Here is a 10,592-nt window from a genome sequence, read left to right as displayed (position 1 = left end):
CCAGACTCCCCCGGCCGAACCTTCACAAGGAAGAGAAAATGGCTGACGTAAACGTGCCACAGCGGCTGGATCCGCAGGACATCATGAAATTGCTGGTGGCGTTGCGCAAAGCGCTGAAGGCCAGAGTGGCCTAAGCCTCGAAGGCTGCGATCTTTTGATCTTGTGGCGAGGGAGCTTGCTCCCGCTCGGCTGCGTAGCAGTCGCAAATCAGCCAACGCGGTTTGTCTGACACAACGTGTGCGCAGGTTTTGGGGTCGCTTCGCAACCCAGCGGGAGCAAGCTCCCTCGCCACAAGTGAAACACACCCCCAATAAAAACGCCGACGCTGTATTAGCCGTCGGCGTTGAAACCTTGAAGGGGTTCGAGACTGCGGTAAATCAGAACGCCGGCAGTACCGCGCCGCTGTACTTCTTGGCGATGAATGCTTTCACTTCAGGACTGGTCAAAGCCTTGGCCAGTTTCTGGATGGCAACGCTGTCCTTGTTGTCTGGACGAGCCACCAGGAAGTTCACGTAAGGCGAATCGGCGCCTTCGATCACCAGCGCGTCTTTCGCCGGGTTCAGGCCCGCATCCAGCGCGTAGTTGGTGTTGATCATGTCCAGATCGACCTGGTCCAGAACACGCGGCAGCATGGCCGATTCCAGTTCCCTGAACTTGAAATTGTGCGGGTTCTTGGCGATGTCTTTCGGGGTAGCCACAGCGTTTTTCGGGTCTTTTAACTCGATCAGGCCAGCCTTCTGCAGCAGGATCAGGGCTCGGCCGCTGTTGCTGCCTTCGTTCGGGATGGCGATGGTTGCGCCGTCTTTCAGCTCAGCCAGGCTTTTGACTTTCTTCGAATAGCCGCCAAATGGTTCGACGTGTACGCCGATCACGGTCACCAGGTGCGTGCCTTTACCTTCATTGAAGTTTTTCAGGTACGGCAGAGTCTGGAAGTAGTTGGCGTCCAGATGTTTCTGGTCGACCTGCACGTTAGGCTGAACGTAGTCGGTGAAGACTTTGATCTCCAGGTCCACGCCTTCTTTGGCAAGGGTCGGTTTGATCAGTTCAAGAATCTCGGCATGTGGAACCGGCGTCGCCGCGACCACCAGTTTTTCGCCAGCCTGGGCCAGGCCCGTGGTCAGGGCAGCCGCCAATGCGGTGAACAACAGAACCTTTTTCATGCAGTGTCCTTATCGAAAAATCGCGGTCGTGATCGACGACGGCTTGTTTATTACGAGTGGTTTTTGTAAGTGCTATTGAAGTGCTATCGCTGGCGTGACGCGGACAATACCGGGATTTTTTATTCCCGAACAATATCTTTTATTCACTTTCATATTCCATTTTGTTCATGCAAATCTAACTCGCGCAAAACCCTGTAGGAGCGAGGCTTGCCCGCGAAGTGGGAGTCTCAATCGACATTAATGTTGCCTGGCACACCGCTTTCGCGAGCAAGCTTCGCTCCTACAAAAGCCCGGTGGCTTTGAGCAGTTTTTTCAAGGCGTCTTTCTCGGCGGCGGAACCGTTGCCGAGAATTTGTTTGAGTTGCTGCTCGATCGTCACCAGCGACACACTCGCCTCGGGCAGATTCAAATGCTCCGGCAAAATCTCGTCGCCGGTACTCACCAGCAGCGCAAAGTGAATGACGTTCTCCAGTTCCCGGGTGTTGCCCGGCCAACTGTGCTGCTCCAGCAGATGCTGCGCGGCGTCGCTGATCAATGGCACCGGAAGGTCGAGGCGTTGGCTGTAGATGCCGAGGAAGTATTCGGCCAGCGACAAGATATCGCCCACCCGTTCGCGCAAGGCCGGCAGTTCGAGTTGGCCTTCGCTGAGGTAGTGATAAAGCCGCTCATGGAATTTCCCGGCAGCCACCGCCTGGGCCAGATCAATGCTGGTGGCGGCCACCAGACGCACGTCCACCGGGCTTGGCTGCTGAGCGCCGACGCGGGTGACTTCGTGGTTTTCCAGGGCGGCGAGCAACTTGATCTGGATCGGCAGCGGCAGGTCGCCAATCTCGTCCAGATAGAGCGTGCCGCCATTGGCCGAACCAAACCAGCCAGCGCGACTGCTGGCCGAGCCGCTGTAACTGCCGGCGGCATAGCCGAAAAGTTCAGCATCGGCGTAGGTCGGGCTGATCGCCCCGCAATTGACTGACACGAACAATCCACCACGGTCACTGGCACGATGGATGTGTCGCGCCAGCAGCTCTTTACCGCTGCCGGTTTCACCGCGGATCAATACCGAAATCGAACGTGGCGCCAGTTGCTCCAGCTCCTGGCGCAACTGTCGGGAACGCGGATCGACGAACACCAACGCCTTGGCGCGAATGCTCAGCGGGCTTTTTTCCGCATCGGGAAAGGTCAGCAGCGGCTGACCGAATGTTTCATGCAAGCTCATGGCAGACTCCCGCCCAAAACCGCCGGGGAGACGGGGGGCGTTCAATAAAATAATGGTTCAAGCACGGCGCAGGGCGTGCTGTTCCATGCGGTTTTGCAGACGATAGAGGTACGCAAAGCCCTGCTCCCAGCGCTGGTGACCGGACTTCACGTTGATGTGCCCGGCACCCGATAAAATCCCCGCCTCGGCGCCCCACTGACGCGCCAGTTCAAGCGCTCGTGGCGCGCTCACGGCGCTGTCGTTGTCGGAGCTGACGACCTGGCTCGGGAATGGCAGCAAATAGGTCGGGATCGGTGCGAAGTTGCGCAGGGCCGGCGCGCAAGCCGGGCGCTCGACGTCCGCTGGCGCGACCAGTAACGCGCCGCGTACCTGACGCAAAAATGGCAATGGTGCCGTGGCCGCCCAATGGGCGACGGTGATGCAGCCCAGGCTGTGGGCGATCAGAATCACTGGCGTACTGTCGGCGGCAATCGCTTCGGCCAGTGCCGCGACCCAGTCCTCACGACGAGGCGTCAGCCAGTCGGCCTGCTCCACCCGCGCACTGTTTGGCAGGCTGTTCTGCCAATGGGTTTGCCAATGATCTTCTGGCGATCCTTGCCAGCCCGGCACAATCAGGTAGCGAATTGATTCGTTGCGCATGGGGGAGCTCTCCTGCTGCGTGTCTGTTCGTGACCGAGTATAGGGAGGAGAGTTATATTCGTTAAGGAATAAGAAGCTATTTATTAAGACCTATATCGAATATAAAACCGATTCCTGTGGGGGCGAGCCTGCTCGCGATAGCGGTAGATCAGTCACCATCCATGTTGGATGTGACGACGCCATCGCGAGCAGGCTCGCTCCCACAGGGTTTGGTGTTTGCCAGGAATAAAAAAGGGGCCGCACCCTGCCAAGGAGACGGCCCCGGAAACTCAAAATCTGTTAGCGCGAACCACATCGCGGGGATGTGAATGATTGGCTGAAACGGTTATCTAATAAAGGAATATTTAATTACTTTATTAGGTCAAAAACGCATATACCAATCATTGCGATGCACTCAAGCCACCGCTGCTTGCGACACAACGTAACGTTCCTTTGGGTCAAATTTATGACCAGCGTCCTCTGAGTTTCCGGGCACTTCTCTCAAACCCGAGCGGCACGCACCTCCTGCGCCCCTACGGATTCCTTGCGCACAAACCGGTTCGCCCGTCCGAACGTCCCGAAATCATTGAACCGCACCCCCATCTCGCGCATTACCTTATGCGCCACCGGGACGGTCATCTGACGGATGTAAAACGGCTCCTTCACCACAAAGTGATGGACCCCGTGGCTGCTGCCAAAGTTGAAGCAGAATGCTTGCAACGGCCACATCCACCAAGGGTTCAACACCTGCGTTTGCTGGATCACATTGCCCGGCTCCACGTCACCGTAGTAGTGCATGTTCGAGCTGACAAAGTGCAGACAGAACGTGCGCAACACGTTAGGGCCGATGATCACCACGGCAGCGATGTCGATCACTTGCATCACCGCCAATGTAGTCGCCGTCCATTCGATAGGCGCACCCAACAGATGCGCAATGCCATTGGCGGCGTGAAAACCGAGAAACACGTACCACGCCCCCCAATGCACCAGTGCCAGTGGCGCATAGACTTTCAGAGAACGCTTGATGATGCTGAACTTGTGCGCCCGGGTATTGACCCGCAGCATGCGGATAAACGCCGACATCACGTTGTCGCCGACCATCAACAGCCGCGCGATGCCCCAGGGCTCACCGTTGGTGATCGCCCGCTCTTCCATGTCGGCTTCGGTGCCGGACACCTTGTGATGGTTGAGGTGCAAATGGCGGCGGACCCATGGATTAATGGTGCTCGGCCGCGCCAGCCACACCAGGCCCATCATCAGGTTGTGCGGCACCCGCTGTTTGCGGAAATACATGCTATGGATCAGGTCATGCTCCAGTTCATGGGTCAGCGAGGCGAAAAACGCGTTGAGCAACAGGCATACCCACCAGGTCATGTACCCGGTGATGTACAGCGCTGCCGAACCGATCATCCCGACCAACGCGAAGGCCAGAATGCCCGCGCCCAAGGCGTCCTGATGGTTGAGAATCGGGTAGCGCTGACGCAGTTCGACGCCCTTGGCCAATACCACCTCGCGAATATGCGCTGATCGCTGTGCTGCATTCAGTCGCTGGGGACTTGCAGAAGTACCGTCCATGCTTCCATCCTCTGGTTATTGATGTTCGCATCCTGCCTTGCCATGCTTTACAGAGCGGTAGCCGTGAACGCCAACCTGTTGACCGGACGCGCCAACATGACTGAACCGACCTCACTCGCCAGCTGGACCCGCGCCCTGCGCAAGCAGCTCGATGCGCTGGGGCTCGACAGCACCGCCCTGTGCCAACAGGCGGGGCTCGACCCGCAGTTGATGGACGACCCGAACGCCCGTTACCCGTTATCCGCTACCACCCGCCTGTGGCAAATCGCGGTTCAGGTCAGCGGCGATCCGGCGATTGGCTTGCGGGTGTCGCGTTTCGTCAGCCCCACCACGTTTCATGCGCTGGGTTATGCGTTGGTGGCCAGCGGCAGCCTGCGGGAGGTGTTCGAGCGCATCGTGCGTTATCACCAAGTGGTCAGCAACGCACTGGATCTGGAGTTGATCCGCACCGAGGATCGCTACCGCTTCCGCCTGAAAATCCCCCAAGGCAACCCCGCGCCAGCCTTCGAGGCCATCGATGCCTTCGCGGCGATTTACGTGCGCACTTGCCGCAATCGCCTGGGCCGTGACTACGCCCCGCTGGCGGTTTATCTGCGCCGTCCGGAACCTGCCGACCCGCATCAATGGCACAAAGTGTTCCGCTCACCGGTGTATTTCAACGCCGATGAAGACCGACTGGAGTTCGCCCTGCTGGACTTCGAGAGTCACCTGGACGACGCCAACCCGGAACTCGCCGAGCACAACGAAACCGTGCTCAAACGCACCCTGGCGCAACTCAAACCCCTGACCTGGGAGCGCAAGGTTCGCGACGCCATTGAAGAGCAATTACCCGAAGGCGAGCCGTCGGCCGAATGCATCGCCCATGCGCTGCACTTGAGTCTGCGCAGCCTGCAACGGCACTTGGCGGACGAGGGTTGTCGATTCGATACGCTGCTCAACGAAAGCCGGGAAAACCTGGCGCTGCTGCACCTGCGCGATCCGCTGTGCTCGTTGGGTGAGATCAGTTATCTGCTGGGATTCGCCGACACCAGCAGCTTCAGTCGTGCGTTCAAACGCTGGACCGGGATGACGCCGGGGCAATTTCGGGATGGGTTGGGGTGACAGATCCGAGAGGTATTTTGTATGTTCCGGCCTCTTCGCGGGCAAGCCTCGCTCCCACAGGGGTTTCGGTTGCTCACAACACTGTGATTCACCCAGAACCACTGTGGGAGCGGGCTTGCCCGCGATAGCAATTTCTCAAACACCACTGAAACCGCTATCGACCGCGATCCCGCCGCAACAGCTTGCGCACCCGCTTCACCAGTTCACTGACGGCAAACGGCTTGAGCAGGTAATCATCCTCATGCAATTCCAGCCCGCGCAGGCGATCTTCGATGCCGTCCTTGGTGGTGAGGAGCAGCACGGGCGTGTCGCCGAGCTTGCGGATCTGCTGCAGCAACTGCCAGCCGTTGAGCCCCGGCAGCATCACGTCGAGGATGATCAGTTCGTATTCGCCGGATTCGATAAAGCGCCGGCCGTCCATGCCATTGAGCGCCACATCCACCGCGTAACTCGCCTCGCTCAGGCCTTTGGCCAGGAGGCTGGCGGTCTCGGATTCGTCTTCCACTAGCAATACACGCATGGCACACCTCGATTATCGTCGTCACAGGCTAGGCGCGTTGGCGGATAAAGCCCACCAATACCGTGGCGGTTTGAAAGATCGCAGCCTTCGGCAGCGCCTACAGAGGGCTGTGATGTTTTTTCAAATCCCCGCCAACGCCCGCAACCGCTCCGCATCCAGAATCTCGATCTCGCCATACCTGAGATTCAGAATCCCCTGCCCCTGCAAATCCTTGAGAATCTGATTAGTGGTCTGGCGCGACAGCGACAACATCGACGCCAATTGCTCCTGAGGCAGTTGCAGAACACGGCGCGGAGGATCGATTTCGCCGTAACCCTCGGCGATCATCAGCAAGCGATGGGCCAGGCGCGCCGGGGCTGGCATCAGGCTTAGCTGTTCGAGGTTGATGAAGGTCAGGCGCAGTTTGTGACTCATCAGCAACGCCAGTTGCCGCCAGTATTCCGGTTGTTGGTCGAGCAACTTCAGTAGCGTCGCCTGCGGGATGTGCAACAGGGTGCACTGGCCAACGGCGTAGGCATCGTGGGTTCTCGGCTGGCCATCGAACAGGCAGATTTCGCCGAACCAGTGCGGCGCTTCCACCAGGCTCAGCAGCGCCTCCTTGCCCTGCTCGCTCACCGCGCCGATGCGCACCGAACCTTCGAGCACTGCATACAGCCCGCACGGCGGATCACCGCGTTTGAACAGCAGTTGCCCCGACGGCAGGCGCCGAATTCGGGCCGCAGCCAGCAGACTATCCTGTAAGGGAACAGGTAAATGACTGAACCACTGCCCCGTATCCAGGCGCGAACGCCAAACCTGCATGTCCATGAAAACTCCTGGAGATTGTCGCCTGGCTGACAGAGCGAGAGATGAAACCCGGCGCATCATCCATCACCCTACAGGAGGAATAACAATGAAAAGCCTCGTTGACCATCTCAGTCAATACGCCGCCTACCACCGTGACCCGCGCAATATCGCCAGCCACTTTATCGGTATCCCGCTGATTGTAGTGGCGGTCGCGGTATTGCTGTCGCGGCCGCAATGGGGCGCAGGCTGGGTTTCGCCGGCGGTGCTGGTCGCGATGGCATCGGCGTGGTTTTACCTGCGCCTGGAGGTGCGTCTTGGGGTGTTGATGACCGTGTTGCTCGGTCTGTGCATTTGGGCGGGTCAGGTTCTCGCACAGCAAAGTACGCTGGTTTGGCTGGCCAGCGGCATCGGGATGTTTGTGCTGGGATGGGCGATTCAGTTTGTCGGTCATCATTACGAGGGACGCAAACCGGCGTTTGTCGATGACGTGACGGGGTTGATTGTCGGGCCGTTGTTTGTCGTGGTTGAGTTGGCGTTTTTGCTCGGGTTGCGGCATGAGCTGAAAGAGCAGATCGAGGCGCGGGTGGGGGGTGTGCGTTTGCGTCAGAAAAACGCAGCGGTGTAGGACGCCATCGCGGGCAAGCCCGCTCCCACAGTGATCTGTGTCGTTCACAAATCCCCTGTGGGAGCGGCGGTGCGGCGATCCGACTTGCCCGCGATGCTTTTGCTTTAGATGTTGGCGACTTTCTGCCAAACCTTGGGCTTGAAGAACAACGTCTCACCCTTCGCCAATCCAACCAGGCTGTCGTGATCCTTCACCACTTCCGCTTCGATCAACTCGCTCTGGCCTTCAACCTTCAACGTCACCCGCGTGGTAGCGCCCAGCGGACGAATATCGCGCACTTCAGCCGCGTGGTGGTCTTCCAGTTCATGGCGCGACAACGACACTTCGTGTGGACGGAACAGCACGTGCCGGTCTTCGCCCAAATGCAGACGGTTCGAATCGCCGAGGAAGTGATAGACGAAATCGCTGGCCGGGTTTTCGTAGACGTCACCCGGTGAGCCGATCTGTTCGATCACACCCTTGTTCATCACCACGATCCGGTCGGCGACTTCCATTGCTTCTTCCTGGTCGTGGGTCACGAACACCGAGGTCAGGTTGATGTCTTCGTGCAGCCGTGCGAGCCAGCGACGCAGTTCTTTACGGACCTTGGCGTCGAGGGCACCGAAGGGTTCGTCGAGCAGCAACACTTTCGGCTCCACCGCCAAGGCACGGGCCAACGCGATGCGCTGACGCTGGCCGCCGGAGAGTTGTTCCGGGTAGCGATCGGCCAACCAATCCAGCTGCACCATGTTCAGCAGTTCGTGGACTTTCACCGCGATCTGGCTTTCATTCGGACGCTGGTTTTTTGGCTTCATGCGCAGGCCGAATGCGACGTTGTCGAACACTGTCATGTGGCGGAACAGGGCGTAGTGCTGGAACACGAAACCGACATTGCGATCACGCACGTCGTGGCCGGAAACGTCTTCACCATGAAACACGATGTTGCCCTGATCCGGGGTTTCCAGGCCGGCGATGATTCGCAGCAACGTGGTTTTGCCGCAGCCGGACGGCCCCAGCAGCGCCACCAGCTCGCCGCTTTGAATGTCCAGGCTGATGTTGTCCAGCGCCTTGAACGCGTGGAAGTTCTTGCTGACGTTACGCACTTCGATCGACATGACTTATTCCTCCGCGGCGCTGGCGCGCAGGCGGTTAATACGGTTTTCGCTCCACTGCTTGAGCAGCAGGATGAAGAGCGCCAGGATCAGCAACAGGCTCGCCACGGCGAACGCGGCCACGTGGTTGTATTCGTTGTAGAGGATCTCGACGTGCAGCGGCAGAGTGTTGGTCACCCCGCGAATGTGCCCGGAAACCACCGACACCGCACCGAACTCACCCATCGCTCGCGCAGTGCAGAGCACCACGCCATAGATCAGGCCCCATTTGATATTGGGAACGGTGACGTGCCAGAACATCTGCCAGCCATTGGCGCCGAGCAGGCGTGCGGCCTCTTCTTCCTGAGTGCCTTGTTCCTGCATCAGCGGGATCAACTCACGGGCCACGAATGGCACGGTGACGAAAATCGTCGCCAGCACAATGCCTGGCAAGGCGAAGACGATCTGGATGTCGTGATCCTGCAACCACGGGCCGAAAAGGCCCTGGGCGCCGAACATCAATACGTAGACCAGACCTGCGATCACCGGCGACACCGAGAACGGCAGGTCGATCAGGGTCACCAGCATGCTCTTGCCGCGGAACGAGTATTTGCTCACGCACCACGCCGCGCTGACACCGAACACCAGGTTCAGCGGCACCGAAATCAGCACCGCAATCACGGTGAGTTTCAACGCCGACAAGGCGTCCGGCTCGAAGATCGCGGTGAAGAACGCCCCCAGGCCCAGCTTCAGGCCTTGGGACACCACGATGAACAACGGCAATAACAAAAACAGTGCGAAGACCAGCCAGCCAAGACCGATGAGGATTCGCCGCGACGTGGCACTACCACGGCGGGAGGCGTTCGAGGAGGCAGCTGCAATAGACGATTGGGACATGATTCGCGCCTCCTTATGGGGTTTCGATGCGCCGCTGCAGCAAGTTGATCAGCAGCAACAGAACAAAGGAAACCACCAGCATCAGTACACCAATGGAGGTGGCGCCGGTGTAATCGTACTGGTCGAGCTTGACCATGATCAGCAGCGGCAGAATTTCGGTTTTCATCGGCATGTTGCCGGCGATAAAAATCACCGAACCATACTCGCCGACCCCGCGGGCAAAGGCCAAAGCGAAACCGGTCAGCCAGGCTGGCAACAACGCGGGCACCAGAATATGGCGGAAAACCTGTAACGGTCTGGCGCCGAGGCATGCCGCTGCTTCCTCCACTTCACGGGGAATATCGGCCAGTACAGGCTGTACGGTACGTACCACGAAAGGAAGCGTCACGAAAGTCAGCGCCAGCGTGATGCCAAGGGGGGTATAGGCGATCTTGAACCCCAGGTCCGCCGCGAACTGACCCACCAGACCGGTGGGGGTGTACAGCGCGGTCAGCGCGATACCGGCCACCGCAGTGGGCAAAGCAAAGGGCAGGTCGATCATCGCGTCGATGACTTTGCGGCCGGGGAACGTGTAGCGCACCAGCACCCAGGCCAGCAGCGTGCCAATGATGCCGTTGATGATCGCGGCATAGAGCGCGGTGCCGAAGCTCAGCTTCAGCGCCGCCAGCACCCGTGGCGCCGAGATGATGGCCCAGAACTGATCCCAGGTAAGTTGAGCGGCATGCACGAACATCGCCGCCAGTGGAATGAGCACAATCAGGCTGAGGTACACCAAGGTGTAGCCCAGCGTCAGCCCGAAGCCGGGTATGACGGGGGAGATACGACGCGACATAAAAGTCCTTGGTTGAAAACGCGCTAAGCCCCGACGGTGAAATCGGGGCCTGTTGGCTAATGCCCGTCAGTTAAGATGCGAAACCTGTGGGAGCGGGCTTGCCCGCGATAGCGGCGTGTCAGGCGACATCGATATTGACTGTGCCGCCGTCTTCGCGAGCAAGCCCGCTCCCACATGGATTGCGCTTAACTGACC

Annotated in this window: 11 protein-coding genes; 2 read left to right on the top strand and 9 right to left on the bottom strand. The window is 59.0% G+C overall.

From position 1 onward, the window contains the following. Positions 1-377: 377 nt before the first annotated feature. From AB3226_RS15780 to AB3226_RS15765, 4 genes are all read right to left on the bottom strand, one after another. Positions 378-1,160: a MetQ/NlpA family ABC transporter substrate-binding protein gene (locus AB3226_RS15780; RefSeq protein WP_367373719.1), complete on the bottom strand. Its 783-nt coding sequence runs from the start codon at positions 1,158-1,160 to the stop codon at positions 378-380. Positions 1,161-1,440: 280 nt separating this feature from the next. Beyond that, a complete protein-coding gene (locus AB3226_RS15775) occupies positions 1,441-2,373 on the bottom strand; it encodes a sigma 54-interacting transcriptional regulator (protein WP_367373718.1) in 933 nt (310 codons plus the stop codon). A 57-nt stretch (positions 2,374-2,430) separates the two neighbouring features. After that, entirely contained in the window at positions 2,431-3,012 is a 582-nt protein-coding gene (locus AB3226_RS15770) for an alpha/beta hydrolase (protein ID WP_367373717.1), read from the bottom strand. Between the two features lie 480 nt (positions 3,013-3,492). Then, a complete protein-coding gene (locus AB3226_RS15765) occupies positions 3,493-4,566 on the bottom strand; it encodes a fatty acid desaturase (protein WP_367373716.1) in 1,074 nt (357 codons plus the stop codon). A gap of 96 nt (positions 4,567-4,662) precedes the next feature. Here AB3226_RS15765 and AB3226_RS15760 point away from each other — a divergent pair, with 96 nt between their 5' ends. Continuing rightward, positions 4,663-5,667: an AraC family transcriptional regulator gene (locus AB3226_RS15760; RefSeq protein ID WP_367375806.1), complete on the top strand. Its 1,005-nt coding sequence runs from the start codon at positions 4,663-4,665 to the stop codon at positions 5,665-5,667. A gap of 154 nt (positions 5,668-5,821) precedes the next feature. Here the strand turns inward: AB3226_RS15760 and AB3226_RS15755 are convergent, their stop codons facing one another. Both AB3226_RS15755 and AB3226_RS15750 read right to left on the bottom strand, forming a co-directional pair. After that, on the bottom strand, positions 5,822-6,187 hold the full coding sequence (locus AB3226_RS15755; RefSeq protein WP_367373715.1) for a response regulator: 366 nt from the start codon (positions 6,185-6,187) through the stop codon (positions 5,822-5,824). Positions 6,188-6,307: 120 nt separating this feature from the next. Further along, a complete protein-coding gene (locus tag AB3226_RS15750; RefSeq protein WP_367373714.1) occupies positions 6,308-6,994 on the bottom strand; it encodes a Crp/Fnr family transcriptional regulator in 687 nt (228 codons plus the stop codon). Positions 6,995-7,079: 85 nt separating this feature from the next. Here AB3226_RS15750 and AB3226_RS15745 point away from each other — a divergent pair, with 85 nt between their 5' ends. Further along, positions 7,080-7,598 carry a DUF962 domain-containing protein gene (locus tag AB3226_RS15745; RefSeq protein ID WP_367373713.1) on the top strand — a complete coding sequence of 173 codons (519 nt, stop codon included), beginning with the start codon at positions 7,080-7,082 and terminating at the stop codon, positions 7,596-7,598. A 104-nt stretch (positions 7,599-7,702) separates the two neighbouring features. Here the strand turns inward: AB3226_RS15745 and AB3226_RS15740 are convergent, their stop codons facing one another. The 3 genes from AB3226_RS15740 to cysT are packed head-to-tail and all read right to left on the bottom strand — an operon-like array spanning position 7,703 to position 10,397. Further along, positions 7,703-8,692: a sulfate/molybdate ABC transporter ATP-binding protein gene (locus tag AB3226_RS15740; RefSeq protein WP_007899637.1), complete on the bottom strand. Its 990-nt coding sequence runs from the start codon at positions 8,690-8,692 to the stop codon at positions 7,703-7,705. Between the two features lie 3 nt (positions 8,693-8,695). Next, positions 8,696-9,565 carry a sulfate ABC transporter permease subunit CysW gene (gene cysW / locus AB3226_RS15735; RefSeq protein WP_367373712.1) on the bottom strand — a complete coding sequence of 290 codons (870 nt, stop codon included), beginning with the start codon at positions 9,563-9,565 and terminating at the stop codon, positions 8,696-8,698. A gap of 13 nt (positions 9,566-9,578) precedes the next feature. Further along, a complete protein-coding gene (gene cysT, locus AB3226_RS15730; RefSeq protein ID WP_367373711.1) occupies positions 9,579-10,397 on the bottom strand; it encodes a sulfate ABC transporter permease subunit CysT in 819 nt (272 codons plus the stop codon). Positions 10,398-10,592 lie beyond the last annotated feature (195 nt).

The organism is Pseudomonas lini (assembly GCF_964063345.1).
Classification (GTDB): Bacteria; Pseudomonadota; Gammaproteobacteria; order Pseudomonadales; family Pseudomonadaceae; genus Aquipseudomonas; species Aquipseudomonas lini_B.
Note: the sequence above shows the minus strand (reverse complement) of the source record. Positions and strands in the feature narration are given on the sequence as shown.